20 protein-coding genes are annotated in these 21,614 nt (G+C 62.3%); 16 read left to right on the top strand and 4 right to left on the bottom strand.

What is annotated here, in order from left to right:
- The first annotated feature begins 2 nt into the window (after positions 1 to 2).
- The 10 genes from urtC to AC1RQ5_RS23015 all read left to right on the top strand — a co-directional run bounded on the left by urtC (position 3) and on the right by AC1RQ5_RS23015 (position 11,158).
- Positions 3 to 1,148 (top strand): urea ABC transporter permease subunit UrtC, encoded by a 1,146-nt coding sequence (gene urtC / locus AC1RQ5_RS23060; protein ID WP_493202050.1) that lies wholly within the window; start codon positions 3 to 5, stop codon positions 1,146 to 1,148.
- Positions 1,149 to 1,160: 12 nt separating this feature from the next.
- Positions 1,161 to 1,916, top strand: coding sequence for an urea ABC transporter ATP-binding protein UrtD (gene urtD / locus AC1RQ5_RS23055; protein ID WP_493202049.1), 756 nt, complete (start codon positions 1,161 to 1,163; stop codon positions 1,914 to 1,916).
- A gap of 196 nt (positions 1,917 to 2,112) precedes the next feature.
- Positions 2,113 to 2,802 carry an urea ABC transporter ATP-binding subunit UrtE gene (gene urtE / locus AC1RQ5_RS23050; protein WP_398479639.1) on the top strand — a complete coding sequence of 230 codons (690 nt, stop codon included), beginning with the start codon at positions 2,113 to 2,115 and terminating at the stop codon, positions 2,800 to 2,802.
- A 45-nt stretch (positions 2,803 to 2,847) separates the two neighbouring features.
- Entirely contained in the window at positions 2,848 to 4,077 is a 1,230-nt protein-coding gene (fmdA, locus tag AC1RQ5_RS23045) for a formamidase (protein ID WP_493202048.1), read from the top strand.
- 186 nt (positions 4,078 to 4,263) lie between these two features.
- Positions 4,264 to 4,620 carry an FmdB family zinc ribbon protein gene (locus AC1RQ5_RS23040; protein WP_493202046.1) on the top strand — a complete coding sequence of 119 codons (357 nt, stop codon included), beginning with the start codon at positions 4,264 to 4,266 and terminating at the stop codon, positions 4,618 to 4,620.
- Between the two features lie 66 nt (positions 4,621 to 4,686).
- Positions 4,687 to 5,526: an aldo/keto reductase gene (locus AC1RQ5_RS23035; RefSeq protein WP_493202044.1), complete on the top strand. Its 840-nt coding sequence runs from the start codon at positions 4,687 to 4,689 to the stop codon at positions 5,524 to 5,526.
- Positions 5,527 to 5,702: 176 nt separating this feature from the next.
- On the top strand, positions 5,703 to 6,656 hold the full coding sequence (locus AC1RQ5_RS23030) for a DMT family transporter (protein WP_493202042.1): 954 nt from the start codon (positions 5,703 to 5,705) through the stop codon (positions 6,654 to 6,656).
- Between the two features lie 215 nt (positions 6,657 to 6,871).
- A complete protein-coding gene (locus tag AC1RQ5_RS23025; protein ID WP_493202040.1) occupies positions 6,872 to 9,289 on the top strand; it encodes a bifunctional diguanylate cyclase/phosphodiesterase in 2,418 nt (805 codons plus the stop codon).
- A gap of 266 nt (positions 9,290 to 9,555) precedes the next feature.
- A complete protein-coding gene (locus tag AC1RQ5_RS23020; RefSeq protein ID WP_398479651.1) occupies positions 9,556 to 10,503 on the top strand; it encodes a helix-turn-helix domain-containing protein in 948 nt (315 codons plus the stop codon).
- Between the two features lie 124 nt (positions 10,504 to 10,627).
- Positions 10,628 to 11,158: a cupin domain-containing protein gene (locus tag AC1RQ5_RS23015; protein ID WP_493202037.1), complete on the top strand. Its 531-nt coding sequence runs from the start codon at positions 10,628 to 10,630 to the stop codon at positions 11,156 to 11,158.
- Here the strand turns inward: AC1RQ5_RS23015 and AC1RQ5_RS23010 are convergent, their stop codons facing one another.
- Entirely contained in the window at positions 11,159 to 11,620 is a 462-nt protein-coding gene (locus tag AC1RQ5_RS23010) for an Lrp/AsnC family transcriptional regulator (protein ID WP_493202035.1), read from the bottom strand.
- A 167-nt stretch (positions 11,621 to 11,787) separates the two neighbouring features.
- Here AC1RQ5_RS23010 and AC1RQ5_RS23005 point away from each other — a divergent pair, with 167 nt between their 5' ends.
- Positions 11,788 to 14,151: a thiamine pyrophosphate-binding protein gene (locus AC1RQ5_RS23005; protein WP_493202034.1), complete on the top strand. Its 2,364-nt coding sequence runs from the start codon at positions 11,788 to 11,790 to the stop codon at positions 14,149 to 14,151.
- Positions 14,152 to 14,301: 150 nt separating this feature from the next.
- Here the strand turns inward: AC1RQ5_RS23005 and AC1RQ5_RS23000 are convergent, their stop codons facing one another.
- Positions 14,302 to 14,538 carry an Lrp/AsnC ligand binding domain-containing protein gene (locus AC1RQ5_RS23000; RefSeq protein WP_233022519.1) on the bottom strand — a complete coding sequence of 79 codons (237 nt, stop codon included), beginning with the start codon at positions 14,536 to 14,538 and terminating at the stop codon, positions 14,302 to 14,304.
- Positions 14,539 to 14,635: 97 nt separating this feature from the next.
- The gene (locus AC1RQ5_RS22995) at positions 14,636 to 15,625 is read right to left on the bottom strand and encodes a Bug family tripartite tricarboxylate transporter substrate binding protein (RefSeq protein WP_493202033.1); all 990 of its coding nucleotides are present in this window, start codon (positions 15,623 to 15,625) and stop codon (positions 14,636 to 14,638) included.
- 180 nt (positions 15,626 to 15,805) lie between these two features.
- Here AC1RQ5_RS22995 and thiD point away from each other — a divergent pair, with 180 nt between their 5' ends.
- The 5 genes from thiD to AC1RQ5_RS22970 all read left to right on the top strand — a co-directional run bounded on the left by thiD (position 15,806) and on the right by AC1RQ5_RS22970 (position 20,334).
- Positions 15,806 to 16,606 (top strand): bifunctional hydroxymethylpyrimidine kinase/phosphomethylpyrimidine kinase, encoded by an 801-nt coding sequence (gene thiD / locus AC1RQ5_RS22990; protein ID WP_398479661.1) that lies wholly within the window; start codon positions 15,806 to 15,808, stop codon positions 16,604 to 16,606.
- 134 nt (positions 16,607 to 16,740) lie between these two features.
- Positions 16,741 to 17,400, top strand: a complete 660-nt coding sequence (locus AC1RQ5_RS22985) for a class I SAM-dependent methyltransferase (protein ID WP_493202031.1) — start codon at positions 16,741 to 16,743, stop codon at positions 17,398 to 17,400.
- 39 nt (positions 17,401 to 17,439) lie between these two features.
- Complete coding sequence (locus AC1RQ5_RS22980) at positions 17,440 to 18,252, top strand: UDP-2,3-diacylglucosamine diphosphatase (RefSeq protein ID WP_398479665.1); 813 nt, start codon at positions 17,440 to 17,442, stop codon at positions 18,250 to 18,252.
- A complete protein-coding gene (locus AC1RQ5_RS22975) occupies positions 18,252 to 19,301 on the top strand; it encodes a glycosyltransferase family 4 protein (protein WP_493202029.1) in 1,050 nt (349 codons plus the stop codon). The genes AC1RQ5_RS22980 and AC1RQ5_RS22975 overlap by 1 nt, the downstream gene beginning before the upstream one ends.
- A gap of 46 nt (positions 19,302 to 19,347) precedes the next feature.
- On the top strand, positions 19,348 to 20,334 hold the full coding sequence (locus AC1RQ5_RS22970) for a threonine ammonia-lyase (RefSeq protein WP_493202027.1): 987 nt from the start codon (positions 19,348 to 19,350) through the stop codon (positions 20,332 to 20,334).
- A 91-nt stretch (positions 20,335 to 20,425) separates the two neighbouring features.
- Here the strand turns inward: AC1RQ5_RS22970 and AC1RQ5_RS22965 are convergent, their stop codons facing one another.
- Positions 20,426 to 21,604, bottom strand: a complete 1,179-nt coding sequence (locus tag AC1RQ5_RS22965) for a hypothetical protein (RefSeq protein WP_493202025.1) — start codon at positions 21,602 to 21,604, stop codon at positions 20,426 to 20,428.
- Between the last annotated feature and the right edge of the window lie 10 nt (positions 21,605 to 21,614).

Below are 21,614 nucleotides of genomic sequence, written 5' to 3'. Positions count from 1 at the left end.
CCATGATCAATTCACGCTTCTTCAACCGGTCGGAGCTTCTCGGCTTTCTGTCGCTTGCGCTGCTGCTGGTGGTGATCCTGCCGCTCTGCCTCGATATTTTCCGGCTCAATCTGGTGGCCAAATATCTCACCTATGCGTTCGTCGCCATCGGCCTGGTGATGTGCTGGGGTTATGGCGGCATTCTCAGCCTGGGGCAGGGCGTGTTCTTCGGCCTCGGCGGCTACTGCATGGCGATGTTCCTGAAGCTGGAGGCCTCCAGCGTCGCCAATACCAAGATCCAGTCGACTCCCGGCATCCCGGACTTCATGGACTGGAACCAGATCACGTCGCTGCCCTTGTTCTGGAAGCCGTTCCACTCGCTGACACTGACGATCATTGCGATCTTCGTGGTGCCGGCCTTTCTCGCCTTCATCATCGGCGCTGCCATGTTCAAGCGCCGGGTCGGCGGCGTGTATTTCGCCATCATCACCCAGGCGATCGCCGCCATCGCCACCATCCTGATCATCGGCCAGCAGGGTTACACCGGCGGCATCAACGGCATGACCGACCTGCGCACGCTGCTCGGCTGGGACATCCGCACCGACAGCGCGAAATTCATCCTCTACTTCTTCGAAGTCGCCATGCTGTTCGCCTGCATCATCACGGCGCAGTTTATCCGCCTGACCAAGCTCGGCCGTATCCTGGTGGCGATGCGCGAGCAGGAGGACCGTGTCCGCTTCTCCGGCTACAGTGTCGCGAACTTCAAGATCTTTGCCTTCTGCATGGCCGCCATCTTCGCCGCCATCGGCGGCGCGATGTTCACGCTGCAGATCGGCTTCATGTCGCCGTCCTTCGTCGGCATCGTGCCGTCCATCGAGATGGTGATCTACACGGCCGTCGGTGGCCGCTCATCGATCTTCGGCGCTGTCTATGGCGCGCTGCTGGTGAATTTCGCCAAGACCAGCCTGTCGGAATCCTTCCCGCAGATGTGGCTGTTCGGCCTCGGCGGTCTGTTCATCGCGGTGGTGCTGTTCTTCCCGAACGGACTGTCCGGCATCTGGCGCGACCATGTGCAGCGTCACGTGGACCGGCTGTTCGCCATGCGCTCGTCGAAATCCAGGAAAGCATTCGCCAGCAAGTCCGTCGCCGATGGCGCACCGGCCGAGTAAGGGAACACGCACATGCTCGTCGGACATCAGCCCAAGGATTTCCTGCTCGCGGTCGAGGGCCTCACCGTCTCCTTCGACGGTTTCAAGGCGGTCAATGATCTCTCCTTTTATGTGGAGGAGAACGAGATCCGCGTCATCATCGGCCCCAATGGCGCCGGCAAGACCACGGTGCTCGACCTGATCTGCGGCAAGACAAAGGCGACGTCGGGCTCGGTGCAGTTTCGCGGCACCGAGCTGCTGAAGCTGAAGGAGAACGAGATCGTGCAGGCCGGCGTCGGCCGCAAATTCCAGACGCCCTCGGTTTATGACGACCTGACGGTGTTCGAGAATCTGGAGATCTCCTATCCGCGCGGCCGCGGCGTGTTCGGCTCGCTGATGTTCAAGCGCGACGCGGCGGTGAAGGATCGCGTCGAGGAGGTCGCCGAAATGATCTTCCTCAAGGATCGGCTGAACATGTATGCGGAGTTCTTGAGCCACGGCCAGAAGCAGTGGCTGGAGATCGGCATGCTGCTGATCCAGGACCCGGACTTGCTCATGCTCGACGAGCCCGTCGCCGGCATGAGCGTCAGCGAGCGCGTCAAGACGGCGGAACTTCTCAACACCATCATCAAGAACCGCTCGGTGCTGGTGATCGAGCACGACATGAAATTTGTCGAGGACATCGCCCACAAGGTCACCGTGCTGCATCAGGGCCAGATCCTCTCCGAGGGGACCATGGAGAAGGTGCAGAACGATCCGAAAGTCATTGAAGTCTATCTGGGGCATTGAGGGATGCGGTTGGATTTCACGAGAGGCGGCCTTTCTAACCTCTCCCCGCTTGCGGGGAGAGGTCGCCGCGTCTTCGCGGCGGGTGAGGGGAACTCTCCACGCGCTCTGAGCCTGCGGAGGCTGCCCCTCACCCTGCCCTCTCCCCGCAAGCGGGGAGAGGAGACTGACGTCACGCGCGACACATATGGAGATTCACATGCTCGCCATTTCTGATCTCCACGTCGCCTACGGCCATGCCGAAGTGCTGCACGGCCTCAATGTGCAGGTCCAGCCCAACGAGATCGTGGCCATCATGGGCCGCAACGGCATGGGCAAGACCACGCTGATGAAATCGCTGATGGGCATCGTGCCGACCAAGTCGGGCTCGGTGACCATGGAGGGCAAGGAGCTCGGCACGCTCAAGAGCTATGAGCGCGTGGCGCGTGGCCTCGCTTACGTGCCGCAGGGACGCATGATCTTCTCGCACATGACCGTGCAGGAGAATATCGAAACCGGCCTCGTCGCATCCGGCGAGAAGAACGTGCCGGGTGATCTCTACGAACTCTTTCCGGTCCTGCTGGAAATGAAGGGGCGGCGGGGCGGCAATCTGTCCGGCGGCCAGCAGCAGCAGCTCGCCATCGCGCGCGCGCTCGCGACCAAGCCGAAAGTGCTGCTGCTGGACGAGCCGACCGAAGGCATCCAGCCGTCCATCATCAAGGACATGGCGCGCACCCTGAAGCACATCCGCGACACCAAGGGCCTGTCGATCATCGTGTCCGAACAGGTGCTGAGCTTTGCGCTGGATGTCGCCGACCGCGTGCTGGTCATCGAGAATGGCGAGATCGTCCGCGACGAGGCGCGCGAGGGCATCGATGCCGCGCAGATCGCCAAATATCTGTCCGTCTAGTTTGTCTCAGAAACTGCCAACGCTGTAACCGAAGGGGAGCATTGAATGCCTGATACACTGATCAAGGTCGATCTGACGCAATCGGCCTACGACAACGACATGATCCATAATCGCTGGCATTCGGACATTCCCATGGTCGCGTGGGTCAATCCCGGCGATGATTTCATTGTCGAGACCTATGACTGGACCGGCGGCTTCATCAAGAACAATGACAGCGCGGATGACGTACGCGACATCGATCTGTCGATCGTGCACTTCCTGTCCGGCCCGATCGGCGTCAAGGGCGCCGAGCCCGGCGATCTCCTCGTTGTCGATCTGCTCGATGTCGGCCCGATGAAAGATTCGCAGTGGGGCTTCAACGGCTTCTTCTCCAAGCAGAATGGCGGCGGATTCCTTACGGATCACTTCCCGCTGGCGCAGAAGTCGATCTGGGACTTCAAGGGCATGTACACGTCGTCGCGCCATATTCCCGGCGTGAACTTCGCCGGCCTGATCCATCCCGGCCTGATCGGCTGTCTGCCTGATCCCAAGCTGCTTGCCACGTGGAACGAGCGCGAGCAGGCGCTGATCGATACCAATCCAACCCGCGTGCCCGGTCTCGCCAATCCGCCGTTTGGCCCGACCGCACATATGGGCAGGCTTACGGGTGAGGCGAAGGAGAAGGCTGCGGCGGAAGGCGCGCGCACGGTGCCACCGCGCGAGCATGGCGGCAATTGCGACATCAAGGACTTGTCGCGCGGCTCGAAAGTGTATTTCCCGGTCTATGTGCCCGGCGGTGGACTGTCGATGGGCGACCTGCACTTCAGCCAGGGCGACGGCGAGATCACCTTCTGCGGCGCCATCGAGATGGCGGGCTGGCTGCATATCAAGGTCGATATCATCAAGGATGGCGTTGCCAAATACGGCATCAAGAATCCGGTGTTCAAGCCGTCGCCGATGACGCCGAACTACAAGGACTTCCTGATCTTCGAAGGCATCTCGGTGGATGAGGCCGGCAAGCAGCATTATCTCGACGTGCATATCGCCTATCGTCAGGCCTGTCTGAATGCGATCGAATATCTGAAGAAGTTCGGCTATTCGGGTGCGCAGGCCTATTCGATCCTCGGCACGGCGCCTTGCCAGGGCCATATCTCCGGCGTGGTCGACGTGCCCAATGCCTGCGCCACATTGTGGCTGCCGACGGAGATCTTCGACTTCGACATCATGCCGTCAGGGGCCGGGCCGATCAAACATATCGACGGCTCGATCCAGATGCCGCTGTCGCCGGACAAGTAACTCGGTCAACTCGGCCGCGGCGCCATGTCATCGGCGCCGCGGCTGCCTTTTATCTCCGTCCTTTCAACCGTCATTGCGAGCGAAGCGAAGCAATCCTGCTTCTTTTGCGCCGCTTTCCGGATTGCTTCGTCGCTCCGCTCCTCGCAATGACGGGGAGAGGTCAGCGGCCAACGATGGATCACCATCATGCCGGTCTACGAATATCTCTGCGACGATTGCGGTCCATTCACCGACATGCGCCCGATGGCCGAATGCGATGATCCGCAGGACTGCCCGCACTGCACCACCTCGGCCCCGCGTGTCATGCTGACGGCGCCGGCGTTCTTCTGCATGTCCTCGGACAAGCGCAAGGCGCATGCCACGAACGAGGAAAGCCGCAATGCGCCGAAGACGGTGGCGCAATACAAAGCCGGTCAGGACCGCGCCAAGCATGGCGCCGGTTGCGGCTGTTGCTCCAGCAAGAAGCCCTCGCGGCTGATGAAGAAGACCGCGACAGGCTCGAAGAGCTTCCCGACCGCGCGGCCGTGGATGATCAGCCACTGACTCCTGCGCTGTGATGCGCTATCGTCCACTCCCGCGCCTATCGCGGGGGCAGGCGGAGGCGCAATCATGCGACAGAATCCATTCGGAGCCACCGGGCACCATGTGTCCGTGATCGGGCAGGGCACCTGGTATATTGACCATGGCGACCGCGCTGCCGCGGTGAAGGCCCTGCAGGCCGGCCTCGATGCCGGCATGAGCCATATCGACACCGCGGAAATGTATGGCGACGCCGAGCCTGTCGTCGCTGAAGCCATCGCCGGGCGGCGCGACGAGGTGTTCCTCGTCTCCAAAGTCCTGCCGAGCAACGCCTCCCGCAAGGGCACCGTTGCCGCCTGCGAACGCTCGCTGAAGCGGCTGAATACGGATCGGCTCGATTGCTACCTGCTGCACTGGCGCGGACAGGTTCCGCTAGCCGAAACGGTTGCGGCTTTCGAGGAGTTGAAGTCGGCTGGCAAGATCGCGTCCTGGGGCGTCAGCAATTTCGACGCCGACGATCTCAACGAGTTGTTGCGCGTTGCGGGGAAGGGCGCCATCGCCTGCAATCAGGTGCTCTACCACCTGCAGGAACGCGCCATCGAACATCGCGTGATCCCCTGGTGCGAGCAGCATGGCGTCGCCGTGGTTGCCTATTCGCCGTTCGGTCATAATGACTTTCCGTCGCCGCGCTCGCCGGGTGGCCAATTGCTGGCGCAGATCGCCGCCGCTCACGGTGCCAGTGCGCGTCAGGTGGCACTCGCCTTCCTGATCCGCCAAGCTGCGGTATTCGCGATCCCGAAAGCGTCATCCGCTGCCCACGCGGCCGATAACGCCGCGGCTGGCGATCTCGTTCTGAGCGAGGCCGACATCGGCGAACTGGATAAGGCATTTCCCCGCGGGCGCGAGCCGTCGAGCCTGCCGATGCTCTGAGCGACCTGCCGGCCGTCATGCTGCAGTGCATGATCACGCGGGGCTGATCGCGCAGCGTCGTCTGTTGCATAACGCCGTCCTGTTATCGGAGGTTGTCCCAGCCACGCGAACGGCGTTTTGTGAGGCTCCAGATTCGGCCCGCATATTTCGCCGGGCCCAGCAGCCGGTTTCCTCCCGTGACCACTCATGTTCCGCCGCCGAAGGTCAGCGTACCCGTGCAGGCAGCCCGTCATCTCGACAAGCCGCTCTTCGGCCTTCTCCTGATCGTTTGCTCCACGGCCTTCCTGGCATCGTCGGACACCATGGCGAAATACCTGTCGCGCGGCGGCATGCCGCCTGTGGAGATCGCCTGGATCCGTTTTACGGTCTTCGCCCTGATCATGCTGCCGATGGTGCTGGTCCCGTCGGGCGGGAAGGCGCTGCGTTCGAGCCGACCGCTGCTGCAGGTCTTTCGTGGGCTGGGTCTGCTCGGCTCGTCGATCTTCTTCATTATCGGCCTCAGCTATCTGCCGATCGCAGAGGCGACTGCCACCGGCTTCATCTCGCCGATATTCGTCACCAGCCTGTCGGTGATCTTTCTTGGCGAGAAGGTCGGCCTGCGCCGCTGGACGGCCACCATCGTCGGACTGATCGGCGTGCTCATCATCGTGCGGCCGGGCACCGCGGCATTTCAACCGGCGGCAATCTTTCCGATCGTCTCTGCACTCGGCTGGGCAGCGGCACTGGTGCTGACGCGCAAGATGAGCGGGGCCGATCAGCCCATCACCACCATGGCCTATGCCGCGATCGTCGGTTTCCTTGTGCTCAGTGTGTTCGTGCCGTTCTACTGGACGTCGCCGACGCCAACCCAACTGGCGATCGGTGTGGCGATCGGTGTGTCATCGACGGTCGGTCACTGGATCGTGGTGGTTGCGTTCCGCTATGCCGATGCGTCGGTGCTGGCGCCATTCTCCTATGTCCAATTGATGTGGGTGACATTGCTCGGCTTCGTCGTCTTCTCCGAAATTCCGGATATCTGGACCTTCGTCGGTGCCGCGGTCATCATCGCGTCCGGCGTTTACACGGCGCATCGCGAGCGCGTGCGGCGGGCAAAAATTGTAGTCCCCGCCGAGCCGTATCCGACTTCGTGATGAACTCATAAATCACGCGATCATGCCCGCACGGTAGGCCGATCCGCATCTGCGGCATCATCATGCACGCGCTGCGCAGGATGATACTCAGATTCATTTCGCTTCATTGCAGCTTAAGAATAAAGCTTGTTCCACGCACGTTTTCCGCGTGTTTTAAGCAATGAGAACGCGAGACGCGTTATGATCCAATAGCCTACTCAAGCGTTGGTATCGTTATGCTGAGAGTTTGGAATTGCATCGAGACGCAGCATGACTGGCGGTTGATCCTGCTGGCAGCTGCCGTGTGTTTTCTCACCAGCCTCGCGGCGGTGAACCTGTTCACGCGTGCGCGCACCGCGTCCCCCGACACGCGCCTGGCTTGGCTGGTCACCTCCGGCGTCGTCACCGGCTTCGGTACGTGGGCCACGCATTTCATCGCGATGCTCGCTTACACGCCGGGCTTCGACCTGCATTACGACCTCATCATCACCGCCTGCTCGCTGGTCGCATCCGCCGTGATGACCACTGCCGGTTTTGCGATCGCGATCTTTCGTCGCTCGAAGCAGAATGCGATGCTTGGCGGCGCGGTCATCGGGCTCGGCATCGCTTGCATGCACTATATGGGAATGGCGTCGCTGCGCATTCCTGCGACCATCCAATGGCTGCCCGACCTGGTCACGACATCGATCATCGGTGGCATGGTGCTCGGTGCATTCGCCATGCTTGTCGCGCAGACTGCCGATAAGCCAGCGAAGCTGCTCGGTGCGGCGCTGCTGCTGACGCTTGCAATCTGCGTGCATCACTTCGTCGCCATGGGCGCGATCAGCCTCACCTACAAGGCCGGCATTGACGGCAATGAAAGCCTGCTGTCGCCGATCGAACTGTCGCTGGCAATTGCAGCTTTCACCGTCACCGTCGTCATTGCCGGGCTGGTCGTGGCTGTCTCGGATCAGCGCAGCCGGCGCAGCATGCGCCAGCGCAACATGCAGCTCGATGCGGCTTTGAATAATATGGGGCAGGGCCTGTGCATGTATGATGCACAGGGCGGGCTCGAATTGTGGAACGACAGTTACGTCCGGATGTATCGCATTGCCCCGGAGAAGATGGTGCTGGGCGCCACCATGGCGGAAGTCGTGGCGCTGCGCAGCGCTTCCGGCATGCTGTTCACCGAGCAGGATCGCTATGATGCGCAGCTGGAGGCGGCGATCGCCGAGCGCAAGCCGGCGAGCCAGACAGCTGAACTGCCCGACGGGCGCACCATTCAGGTGCGCTATCGTCCGATGGATAGCGGCGGCTGGGTGGTGATCCATGCCGACATCACAGATCGCAAGCAGACCGAGGCGCGTATCGTGCATCTCGCGCGTCACGACCCGATCACCGATCTGCCAAACCGCGTCGCGTTCAACGAATATCTGGCGCGGGTGTTCAGCGAGGCATCGGCAGGGCATGGCTCTTTCGCGGTTGTGCGCATCGATATCGATCGCTTCCGGGAGATCAACGAGGTGTTCGGCCAGTCGATGGGCGATGCGGTGTTGGCCGAGATCGCCAAGCGGCTCGCGGCGGCAAGCAATGGCGCCTTCCTGGCGCGGCCCAGTGGCGATATCTTTTCAATCGTCAGTCATCTCGGTGCGGAGCCGCAGACGGTGGATGATCTCTGCGCGCGACTGTCGGCGGTGCTCGACAACACGCTGCAGATCGATCGCCAGACGGTTCGCGTTCGCTGCAGTATCGGCATCTCCGTCTATCCGCAGGATGGCAACGATACCGAAAGCCTGATCGCCCATGCCGATCTCGCGCTCGACCGTGCCAAGGCTGAGGAGCGCGGAACGATCCGTTTCTTTGAGGCGGAGATGGATCAGCAGATCCGCGAAAAGCGCCTGCTGCAGCGCGACCTCGTGGTGGCTATCGAGAACGAGCAGTTCGAACTTTATTTCCAGCCGCAGGCGTCCGCTGATGGCACCATCGTGGCCTTCGAGGTGCTTCTGCGCTGGCGTCACCCGGAGCGCGGCATCGTTTCGCCCGCGGTGTTCATCCCGCTGGCGGAAGAGACGGGCCTGATCAGCGCCATCGATGCGTGGGTGTTGCGTCAAGCATGCCGGGAGGCCGCGACCTGGCACAATCCGCTCTCCATCGCGATCAATCTCTCGCCGGTGGATTTCCGCACCGGCGATGTACCGGCCATGCTGGCGTCGGTGTTGAAAGAGACGGGCCTTGCACCCGAGCGGGTCGAGATCGAGATTACCGAAGGCGTGTTGATCGACGACTTTGCCGGTGCGATTGCTATTTTGCGCGATATCAAGGCGCTCGGCGTCCGCGTGGCCATGGATGATTTCGGCACCGGCTATTCCAGCCTCAGCTATCTGCAGGCCTTCCCGTTCGACAAGATCAAGATCGACCAGACTTTTGTCATGAAGCTGGAGACAAACCCGCAATCGGCAGCGATCGTGCATGCGATCATCGGCCTTGGCCGTTCGCTGAAGCTCCCGGTCATCGCCGAAGGCGTCGAAACTGCAGCGCAACTTTCTTTCCTCGCCTCGGAAGGGTGCGCGGAAATCCAGGGCTTCCTGATCGGTCGTCCCTATCCGATCGCGCACTACCGAAAGGTCGTCACCTCGGGAAAAGGCCGTGCGATTGAAGTGAAGCGCGCGAGTTGAACTATGACGGGACGCTACGTCGCGTGATTGTTCGCTTTCTCTCACACATCGATAATTCAGCGGTATTTACGCGCGGATTCGTGATCGCTCGTGAACTCGCTCCTCAGTTGCCGAGTCCGATTTCAACAATACCTAGCTGAGGATTTCCCTCAGGCTCCGACAGTCTTGGATCATCCCGTCATCAGAACAGGCCCATGTCTTGGTGCCGACGGGCGACCACCACCGCAGCCTTGCGGTGGCGGGGGCTGATAACCGGAGTTGTCGTTATGACTGATACGTTGAAAACCGGAGCCATCGATATTGTAGCCGGTGAGGCCGATGCGTTCGGTGACGTGGTGGCGGACGCTATGATCGCCGCCGGGCTCAAGGTCTCTCATCCGCATCCGCTTCTGGCCGATTTCGTCGAGGACATCTGGGATCTCGACATTCCCGATGGTGACATCGCGCGGCGGCTGATCATCAGGGTGCCGCCCAGCGCCTATGCATTCCTGTTTTTGCAGTATCGCACCTCGATCGTGTCCGAATGGACATTCGGCAGCGCGAATGTTCCACGATTCTCCAAGCGCCGTTCCGCCATCAAGGTACAGAGTGGCATCATCACCGCACGACCCATGGGGCCGCTCGGCGCCATCATCGTGCGCATCAAGCCTGAAGCCTGGGAGCGGGTCGTTCGCGCACCGCTATCCAACTTTCTCGATCACAAGATCGATCTCCACGAGGTCCTGGACAAACAGGCTCTCGCAGAGATCGAAGATGAACTGGCGGCAGCCCCGCATGCGGATGCGCGGTTTGCGCTGATCGAGGAATTGCTATTTCGCGAAATGCGGCCCTCGCATCTACGGACGCCATTGATGCAGGCGGCGGCGCGCCTGCGCTTTGACCCGGCGCTGCAGATCCGGCAACTGGCGTCCGAGCTCGATATCAGCGTGCGCCATCTGTCGCGCGGCTTCAAGGCCACCTTCGGCACGGGCCCCAAGCAGTTCGCGCGTCTCGCCCGTGTCGAGAAGGCCTTCGCTGCGCGCCGTGACGGCCATTGCTGGACCGACATCGCCCATGCCTGCGGCTTTGCCGATCAGGCCCATCTGATCCACGACTTCCGCGCGATCATCGGGGCGGCACCGGAGGAAATCTTCAAGCCGCCCGTGTTTCGCACATGGGTTGCCGAAGGACGACTGAGGGCACGGCCGTTCTTCAATCTGTTCGTTGCCGGTTGATCCGATGCTGGTGTGGTTCTTGGTCGTCGGCCTGATGCACTGGGTTGGTCCGGTGAGTTGGTTCGGCAGGAACAGCTGGCTCATGGCCTATCTGCGGAAGACACGTCAGTGGAGGAGTGGATTGATGAAACCAAGACTCGTGTCGTTACCGGGCGCGATCGTGACCGGTGCCCGGGATCTTCACTGGATCGAGGCTACGCCGGGCGATCTGATGGCGCTGCGGATTCATAGCCGCGATGTCGCCGGTGCTTTCACTGTCGTGGAAGCGCGTGTGATGCCATTCGGTGGTCCGCCGCTGCATGTTCACAATGAGCGCGACGAGATCTTCGAAGTGCTCGAAGGCCGGTTTCGTTTTCTCTGTGCCGGCGATACCTTCGATATCACGGCGGGAACGACGGTCGTCGTCCCGCGGGGCGTCGCGCATGCCTGGGTCAATCTGGGCTCGCGGCCGGCGCGTCTGTTGTTCTCTTTCGTGCCGGGCGGAATCGATGGTCTGTTCGAGGAGATTGGTCGTACCCCGCCGGATCAATGGGCGGCACTGGCTGCGCTGCACGACACGGATATTGTCGGACCGCCGCTTGTCGTCGAGGGTGCGGCGGAGCCATGCCGGGCCTATCGTGGCGAGAATATCGCCTTTCTCATGCCATTGCCGTGATCATACGGGTAATGCGATCGAATACTTCACCTGGCTCAGCGCAAAGCTCGATTCAATCGACGCGATGCCGTCGAGCCGGGTGAGTTTGTTCTTGAGGAAAGCCTCGTAGGAGGCGAGATCGGCAGCGACCACGCGCAGGAGATAGTCGCGATTGCCGGTCATCAGGTAACATTCCAGCACCTCGTCCCATTTCGAAATCGCCTTGGCGAAGCGATTGAGGTCTTCTTCCTTCTGCCTGACCAGCTTGATCGAAATAAAGACGCTGACGGGAAGGCCGACAGCTTTCTGATCCACCAGCGCCATGTAGCCGGAAATCACGCCGCGTTGCTCAAGCAGTTTGACACGGCGATGGCAGGGCGAAATCGACAGGCCCACTTTGTCCGCCAGTTCCTGCATGGTCAGACGGCTGTCGATCTGCAGCGCGGCCAGGATCTTGCGGTCGATCGTGTCCAGCGTTTGCATGCGGAGGCCTGAATTGGAATAAATCGGTGGAACGGGAGCGTTGGCGATCAGTTTATCCCAATATCTCGTCTCTTGTCGCCATAAATTGGGAAAATCCGGAAATAGCGATCGCTAGAATGGTGCCAATTCACGAACCGGATCAGCCGGCCATAAAACGGGAGCCCACCATGCCGATCGATGACAGCCGCCTGCAGATGCTGACGGCGCTGGCGAAAAAGTCGCTCTGGCTTTCGTCCTGGACCATCCACAACGCCAATCACATCCGCCCCAACACCGATGGCCTCAAGGTCGGCGGTCATCAGGCGTCATCCGCATCGCTCGCGACCATCATGTCGGCGCTGTATTTCTCGGTGCTGAAGCCGGAGGATCGCGTTGCGGTGAAGCCGCATGCGTCGCCGATCTTCCACGCGATCCAGTACCTGTTCGGCAATCAGACGCGCGAGAAGCTGCAGAACTTTCGCGGCTTCAAGGGTGCGCAGAGCTATCCGTCGCGCACCAAGGATGTCGATGACGTCGACTTCTCCACCGGATCGGTCGGCCTCGGTGTTGCGCAGACGCTGTTCTCGTCGCTGGTGCAGGATTACGTGTCTGCTCATGGGCTGATCGGGGATCGCCGCGAAGGCCGCATGATCGCGCTGGTCGGCGATGCGGAGATGGATGAAGGCAACATCTTCGAGGCGCTGGTCGAGGGCTGGAAGCACGGCTTGCGCAATTGCTGGTGGATCATCGACTATAATCGTCAGAGCCTCGATGCTGTCGTGCGTGAAGGACTGTGGGAGAAATTTGAATCCATGTTCCACAATTTCGGCTGGGACGTGGTCATCGTGAAGTATGGCCGGCTGATGGATGCGGCTTTTGCCGAGCCGGGCGGTCTGGCGCTGAAGACCTGGATCGATAAGTGTCCGAACCAGCGCTACGCGGCGCTGTGCTTTCAGGGCGGGGCGGCATTCCGCAAGCGGCTGCATGACGAGATCGGCGATCAGGGCGACGTCACCGCGCTGATCGATCGGCGCAGCGACCACGAACTATTGGCGCTGATGTCCAATCTCGGTGGCCATGACATGGCCAGCATGATCGAGGCGTTCGAGACGATCGATCACGATCGCCCGGTCTGCTTCATCGCCTATACGATCAAGGGCGTCGGGCTGCCGTTCCAGGGGCACAAGGACAATCACGCCGGCCTGATGACGCCGACGCAGATGGAGAAGTGGCGCGAGAGCCAGAATATTCGGCCGGGCCATGAATGGGACAAGTTCGAAGGGCTGGCGCAGGATGCGGCGGCGCTGGAGGCATTCCTGAAGCAGGTGCCGTTCGTGCAGCAGGGCCGTCGCCGCCTTGATGCGCCGACGATCGAGGTTCCGGATACACTGCAATTCAAGCCGGCTTCGGAGATGTCCACGCAGCAGGGCTTTGGCCTGATCCTCAACGAACTCGCACGCAGCGAGACGGAGCTGGCGTCACGGATCGTCACGGCATCGCCGGACGTCACCGTGTCCACCAATCTCGGCGCCTGGGTCAATCGCCGCGGTCTGTTCGCGAAGGCGGAGAATGCCGACCTGTTCCGGCAGGAGAAGATCCCGTCGACCTTCGCATGGGATTACTCGCCGAAGGGCCAACATATGGAGCTCGGCATCGCCGAGATGAATCTCTTCATCATGCTGTCGGCGCTCGGGCTGTCTCATTCAATCAATGGCGCGCGGCTGCTGCCGATCGCCACGCTCTATGATCCCTTCATCGAGCGCGGTCTCGATGCGCTGAATTATGCCTGCTACCAGGATGCGCGGTTCATGGTGGCGGCGACGCCATCGGGGATCACGCTGGCGCCGGAAGGTGGCGCGCATCAGTCGATCGCGACGCCTCTGATCGGCATGGCACAGGACGGGCTGGCATCTTACGAGCCGGCCTTTGTCGATGAACTCGCCGTCATCATGCGCTGGGGCTTTGCGCATATGCAGCGCGCGGCCGGCGAGGGCGGCTCGGTCTATCTGCGGCTCTCGACACGCGCCATCGAGCAGCCAAAGCGCATCATGACGCCGGATTTGCAGCAGCACATCACGGACGGCGCCTACTGGCTGCGCAAGCCCGGCGACAATTGCGATCTGGTGATCGCCTATACCGGCACGCTGGCGCCGGAAGCGATCGAGGCGACCGGGCTGCTCGGCGAAGCGCATCGCGATATCGGGCTACTGGCGATCACGTCTGCGGATCGTCTGCATGCGGGCTGGACAGCAGCGCGGCGTATCCGTCGCGAGCAGCGCGTGCCGCAGCAGAGCCATATCGAAAAACTCCTGGCGCCGCTGCCGCGCGATTGCGGCATCGTCACCGTGCTCGACGGTCATCCGGCCACGCTCGGCTGGATTGGCGCGGTGCATGGCCATAGGCTGGAAGCGCTCGGCGTCGAGCATTTCGGCCAGACCGGCACCATCGGCGATCTCTATCGCCATCACGGCATCGACGCGAATGCGATCATCGATGCAGCGGAAGCGTTGAGCCCGGCGGCGCCAGTGCGGCATCGGAAGATGGCGGTGTAGTCGTTCGGACGGCCGCACACTCCATGTCATCCCCGCGAAGGCGGGGATCCATAAACGCTGTCGCCCTGACGCAGTAAGGCCGGTGACGAACGGCGTCGTCGGAGGCTATGGGTCCCCGCCTTCGCGGGGACGACGATAGATTGGTCGCGCTCAAAACGCCTTGAACGTGATGATCGTATGCGTGTCCTGGATGCCGGGCAGCACCTGCACCTTCTCGTTCACGAAGTGACCGATATCGGTGTCCTTATCGACATAGAACTTCACCAGCAGGTCGTAGTGGCCGGCGGTCGAATAGATTTCCGAGGCGATCTCGGCCTCTGCCAGCGCATTGGCCACGATGTAGGACTGGCCGAGCTTGCACTTGATCTGGACAAAGAAGGGGATCATCGGGATTCTCCGAACATAGGCGTCTGGAGATCATCAAGCCCAAAACAGCCGGTGTGGCAAGGCCGCCGGGAACCGGCGGCCGCCACCTCTGGTCCGGTCAGGCCGGCTGCAGGCCGAGGGCCTGTGCGGCCTCCAGCCAGACCGGCAGTTCCTTCTGATACAGCGCGTTGGTTTCCTTGAAGCCGAGCGCCGGCTCCAGCGCCACGGTCTTGAGGACTTCCTTGATCTTCGGATCGTTATTGGCCTGCACGAACAGCGCAGCCAGCCTGTCGACGACCGGCTGCGGCGTGGCCTTGGGCACCGCCCAGCCGGAGAAGCCGCTCACCGTGAAGAATTTCGACGTCGCGCCCTGCTCGGGCAGCGTCTTCACCTCGGGGATGGCATCGACCTTTTTCGAATGGACGGCGAACACCACGCCGCGATTGCTCTGCAGCACCGATTGCGCAGCAGTGTAGCTGCCCATGGCGAAATCCAGCGAGCCGTCGGCGAGACCGGTCCACATCGGCGCCTCGCCGCGATAGTGGATCGGCTCGATCTTCAGGCCATATTGCTTGTTGAGCTCATTGACCGTGAAATGCGGCGCCGAGCCGACGCTGTAGGTGCCGAAATTGATCTTGTCCTTTTTCTTCGCGTAGGCGACGAAATCGTCCAGCGATCTGACGCCCGATGCCGGGCTGGCGACCAGAAGCAGACCCGCGCCGGGAACGACGCTGACAAGGGACAGATCCTTGTCCATGTCATAGCCCGGGGTTTTCAGCATCACCCGGTTCATCACATAGGTGGTGGAGATCGAGCACAGGATGGTGTGGCCGTCGGGCTCGGAGCGCGCGACTTCAGCGGTGCCGATGGCGCCGGATGCGCCGGCCTTGTTTTCGACCACCACGGTCTGGCCGACCTGTTTGCCGATGAATTCGCCGAACGAGCGTGCGAGAAGATCGGTTTGTCCGCCGGCGGGATAGCTGCAGACCATGCGGATCTGTTTCGCGGGCCAGGCGGCTTGCGCGGAGGCACCACGCGACAGGAACGGCAAGGTAAGCGCGGATGTGCCGGTAGCCAAAAAATGACGGCGATCGAGTGTGATGGACATGGTTTCCTCCGGTGATTTTTTCCGGACGGTAGCCCAAGGAACTGGCGCCGGCCATGCGTGATTTAGGACAGATTGGCGCATCACCGCCGGCTGTCTGGACAGCTTCGGGTTGCTGGTCTCGCACCGCCGCGCTAGGACTGGTGATAGCCGCTTTCTGTCTGATTTGATGCGAGTTTTCCGATGCCAACACCGATTGCGCTGACCATTGCCGGCTCCGACTCCTCGGGCGGCGCCGGCATTCAGGCGGATCTCAAGACGTTCGCAGCGCTGGGCGTCTATGGCGCGTCGGCGATCTCGGCGCTGACGTCGCAGAACACCCATGGCGTCACCGGCATCCATCAGGTGCCGGCGGACTTCGTCTCGGCGCAGATCGATGCGGTCTTCGTCGATCTCGCGGTGGGGGCGGTGAAGATCGGCATGGTCGCGCAGCGCGATGTCATTGAAGTCATCGCTGCCAACCTTGCCAGGTGGCAGCCGAAACATGTGGTGCTCGATCCGGTGATGGTGGCGACGTCGGGCGACCGGCTGCTGGTGCCGGAGGCGATCGACGCGCTGCGTACGGTGCTGATCCCGCGCGCCGATATAATCACGCCGAACCTGCCGGAGGCGGCGGCGTTGCTCGACGAGCCGATCGCCGAAGGGGATGCCGCCATCGAGGCGCAGGGCAAGCGCCTGCTTGGCCTCGGCTGCAAGGCGGTGCTGATCAAGGGCGGCCATGGCGACGGGCCGCAGAGCACGGATTATTTCGTCACATCCAATGGTGCCATTGCTCTGCCGGCAACGCGGGTGGCGACAAAGAACACCCATGGCACCGGCTGCACGTTGTCGTCGGCCATCGCTGCTGAGCTCGCCAAAGGGGCCGACCTGGAAAGCGCCGTGCGTTCGGCGAAGGCCTATGTGACCGCGGCCATCGCCGCCGCTGACAAGTTCACCGTCGGGCACGGTCATGGGCCGGTGCATCATTTCCACGGCTTTTATTAGTGTCGAGCCGTAGAGTGGCGTAGCTACACACAGCCGCTGCGACACTCTGTCGTCGATCTGTCATCCCGCCTTGATATCAGCCGAACAGCACACGGGTTGTCCGATTCCACCGGACACGCTGGACGGAACCTTCGATGACGACGCTGGATCTCGAAAAGTCCATTGTTGAAACGGCCTATGCCCGCTGGGCGCCGATCTATGATGCGGTGTGCGGCCCGGTGATGTTGAAGGGCCGTCGCGCGGCCGCCGAGGCGGCGCGCAATGTCGGCGGCAAGGTGCTTGAAGTCGGCGTCGGCACTGGCCTGTCTTTCGAGGACTATGATAGCAGCACGGAAGTGACCGGTATCGATCTCTCCGCGCCGATGCTCGCAAAAGCGCGCAACAAGATGGCGTCGGGCCGCTTCCCCTGGGTGAAGGACGTCCAGCAGATGGACGCGCACGCCATGGAGTTCGCGGATGCCACGTTTGACTGCGTGGTCGCGCAGTTCGTCATCACGCTGGTCGAAAATCCCGAGCAGGTGCTGTCCGAATGCCATCGCGTGGTGAAGCCGGGCGGCCGCATCATTCTCGTCAATCATCTCTATTCGGAAACCGGCTGGGCCGCGGCGCTGGAGCGCTGGGCGGCGGAGAAAACGCGCTCGCTCGGCCTGCGCCCGGAATTCCCCTTCGCACGGCTGCAGGCATGGTCGCAGGCAAATGCCGATTCCGTTCTTGTCGAGCGTCGCAGGCTGCGGCCGTTCGGCATCTATACGCTCGTGACTTTCGAGAGAACCGCACCGGCGCTGGCGGCATAACGTCATCGTCCGGTCACGCAAATTTGCTAGCCGCTCGCTATGGAAAGAGACGCGATGAGTGAAGGCAACGAACACCGCTTTCGCACCTTGTTCATCTCCGACGTTCATCTCGGAGCACGAGGCTCGCAGGCCGAAAAGCTGCTGGATTTTCTCCGCGTCCACGACGCCGATACCATCTATCTGGTCGGCGATATCGTGGATGGCTGGGCGCTGAAGGGCGGCTGGCACTGGCCGCAATCCCATAACGACTTCGTGCAGAAGATGCTGCGCAAGGTCCGCAAGGGTGCCAAGATCATCTACATCCCCGGCAATCATGACGAATTCCTGCGCAATTACTACGGCACGCATTTCGGCGGCATCGAGGTCGTCGAAACCGCGACGCATGAAGGCGTGGACGGCAAGAAGTATCTCGTCATCCACGGCGATATCTTCGATCTCGTGGTGCAGAACGCGCGCTGGCTCGCCCATCTCGGCGACAAGGCCTATGACTTCGCGATCCAGATGAATCGTCTGGTCAACGCCTTCCGTCGCCTGTTCGGCTTCCCTTACTGGTCGCTGTCGAAATGGGCCAAGATGAAGGTGAAGAATGCGGTGAATTTCATCGGCGCGTTCGAAGAGACCCTGGCCGGCGAAGCGCGTCGCCACGGTGCTGATGGCGTGATCTGCGGTCACATCCACTACGCGACCATCCGCGACGAGCACGGCATCCGCTACATGAATTGCGGCGACTGGGTCGAGAGCTGCACCGCGCTGGTCGAGCACGAGGACGGTCGCTTCGAAATCCTCACCTGGGCCGATGTCGCCAAGAAGGATGAACCGGTGCGGGCACTCGCCGCCGCAAAGGCCGCTTGATGCGCATCCTGGTCGCCACCGACGCCTGGCACCCGCAAGTCAACGGCGTCGTTCGCACGCTGACGATGATGGCCGAGGCCGCCAAGACCTTCGGCGTCGAGGTCTCGTTCCTCACGCCGGAGACGTTCCATACATTCGGGATGCCGAGCTATCGCGATCTCCGTGTCGCCATTCCGCGCCGTCGCAAGATCGCGCGCATGATCGAGGCGGCCAGGCCCGACAATATCCATATCGCCACCGAAGGCCCCATCGGCTTTGCCGCGCGCGCCTATTGCCGCCGCCGGGGCATTCCGTTCACGACCAGCTTTCATACGCGTTTCCCCGAATATATCTCCGCGCGCTTTCCAATTCCGGAGGCCTGGGTCTGGGCCGGGCTGCGCTGGTTTCATGGCGCAAGCTCTGCGGTGATGGCGGCGACACCCGCGCTCGCCACTGAACTGCGGGAGCGCGGCTTCAAGAATGTGGTCCTGTGGCCGCGTGGCGTCGATGGCCATCTGTTCCGTCCGCGCGATGTTGATCTCGGCTATGCGAAGCCGGTCTATCTCTCGGTCGGCCGCGTCGCCGTGGAAAAGAATCTCGACGCGTTCCTGTCGCTCGATTTGCCTGGCACCAAGGTGATTGTTGGTGACGGGCCCGCGCATGCGGAATTGCAGGCGAAATATCCGAAGGCGGTGTTCCTCGGCTCGCTGCAGGGCGAGGAACTGGCGCGGGTCTATTCCGGCGCCGATGTGTTCGTGTTTCCGAGCAAGACCGACACCTATGGCCTCGTACTGCTGGAAGCGCTCGCCAGCGGCGTGCCGGTGGCGGCACTGCCTGTCACTGGGCCTAAGGATGTGATCGGCTCCGCTCCCGTCGGCGTGCTGTCGGACGACCTTCAGGCGGCCTGCCTGCAGGCGCTCAATATCGACCGCCAGGCCTGTCTCGATTTCGCGGCCAATCACACCTGGGAAGCCTCGGCGCGGGCGTTTGTCGGGAATATCAGCCAGGTGCGGGCGGATTTGCAGGCCCAGCCTGCCACCCGCGCGCAACAGCCCAGCATCGCCGTCTGATCTCGGCCACTTGTCCGTTGCTTGCTACGCGCGGTAGCATGCATGCATGACAAACACAGCCTTGCCGATCTCCGCCGCCGATATCGATGCCGCCGCCCGGGTCATTGCACCTTATGCCGTGCGCACCCCGCTCTTGCCGTCGCCCGCGCTGGATGCGCTGACCGGTGGGCGCATTTTCGTCAAACCGGAAGTGCTGCAGCGGACCGGCTCGTTCAAATTCCGTGGCGCCTTCAACAAGCTGTCCTCGATCCCGCAGAATGAGCGCAGTCGTGGCGTGGTCGCGTTTTCGTCCGGCAATCATGCCCAGGGTGTCGCCGCCGCCGCGCAGATCCTCGGCATGAAGGCGACCATCGTGATGCCGTCCGATGCGCCGGCCATGAAGGTCGCCCGCACGCGCGGCTATGGTGCCGAGGTCGTGCTCTACGATCGCGACAAGGAAGACCGCGAGGCAATTGCGCGGAAAATCTCCGGCGACAGCGGCGCCACCGTGGTGCCGCCCTATGACGATGTGTTCGTCATGGCTGGGCAGGGCACCGTGGGTCGCGAGATTGCCGAAGATCTGGCCGCTCTCACGGTCGTGCCGGATATCGTCTCGGCGCAGGCATCCGGTGGCGGCCTGATCGGCGGCATCGCCGTCGCCGTGAAGTCGCGCTTTGCCGATGCGTCGATTATCGTTGCGGAGCCTGCGGGCTATCACGACCACGAATTGTCACTTGCAGCCGGCAAGCCAGTTGCCCATGGCAATAGCGGCCGCACCATCTGCGATGCCCTGATGGCGCAGCAGCCCGGCGACATCACGTTCGCCGTCAACAAGCACCTGCTCGCCGGCGCGGTCAGCGCCACCGATGAGGAGGTGATGGAAGCCATGGCTTTTGCGTTTCGCGATCTGAAACTGGTTGTCGAGCCTGGCGGCGCCGTGGCACTGGCGGCGCTGCTGAAGGGCAAGATCGACGCCCGCGGAAAGACCGTGGTGATCGTGCTGTCCGGCGGCAATGTGGATGCCGAGCTCTATAGCAAGGCGATCAGTGCATAAGCGTGGATCGTAGGGCGGATGAGCGCAGCGTCATCCGCCGTCTTACGCCACATGCACTCGGCCGGCGGATGACGCCTTCGGCTCATCCGCCCTACGAAAAGAACGCGATCTTCTCGGCCTGGGTCATGCGCCGGAGCGGCGCCAGCGGATCGGAGGCGGGGGCTGCCGGATTGGCGATCACGCCATTGGCGATCAGCGCAGCGCCGAGTGAGGGGGCGGGCATCTCCGGTGCCGCAGGCATCGCCGGTGCCAGCGCAACCTCTGCAATCTCTTCCAGCGTCATCTCGGCATCCCGGGATGGCTGCGCGACAGGGGCACGATAGACCTGCTCGCTTGCCGCCATCTCTGGGGCCGGCGCGAAGAGTTCGTCGGTATCGTCGAGATCGAGGGCGCCCATTTCCATGGCGACGGCGTCGAGTACGGCGAGATCTTCGGCCTCTTCGGCTTCGAAGCTTGTCTCGACGTCCGCCGTCGCTTCGATGGGCAGCGCTACCGGAATATTGACCATAGCTTCGGCTGCTTCGGCCAGGGCCTCTGCCGCTGCGAGGGCATGCTCGACGGGAGCCGGCTTGAAAGCAGGTTTTGGCGCCCGCATCGTTTCCGCGGAGGGGGCGGCGGCCGCCTCGCTCGCAGGTGCCTTGAACAGCGGCGTCACGGACGCCTCGCGCGGCTCATGGGCCTGTTCCGCGACAGGGGCTTCGGTTCTTGCAGTCGGCGCAAGGCTGCCGTCTGCCAGTGCCTCGATACGCTCCATCAGCGCATCGTAGCTCGCCAGCACGGCGTCGCGGCCTTTCTCGCTGTTGCGTGCCTCAACGGCCGCGTGGGCCGTCTCGATCGCCTTCACCTGCGTGTCCAGGAGATCGCAGATGCGGGTATCGGCGCCGCATTCGCGCATCGTCAGGGCGATCTCGCGGATGATGCGGGCGCCGTTGCGAGCTGCGGTCTGCGCCGTGTCGCCTTCACTGCGCGGCAGCACCTCGATGGCGGTGGCCTTGGCCTGGCGCAAAGCGGCGCGGATCGCGCCAAGGGCTGCCGTGAGGCTCAGCCCCTGCGGTTGCTGCTTTTGCGTGGCAAGATTGCCCTCAAGCCGGGATACGGCTTCCAGCAGCAGATTGGTATCGGCATTGCGGTTGCGCTTGGTATATTCGGCAAGGAACCAGCGGCCCCGTGCGGTCTCCATGAAGGCCTCGCGGATCGCCTCGTAGTCAGCCTCGCCCGGCAGATTCGGACGGGCGTTGATCGGCGACAGGGCAAATGCTTCTTCGGCCATCAGGTCCACT

The sequence above is a fragment of the Tardiphaga sp. GW821-FHT12E02 genome, assembly GCF_058807155.1.
This window is presented reverse-complemented; position numbering and strand designations above follow the sequence as displayed.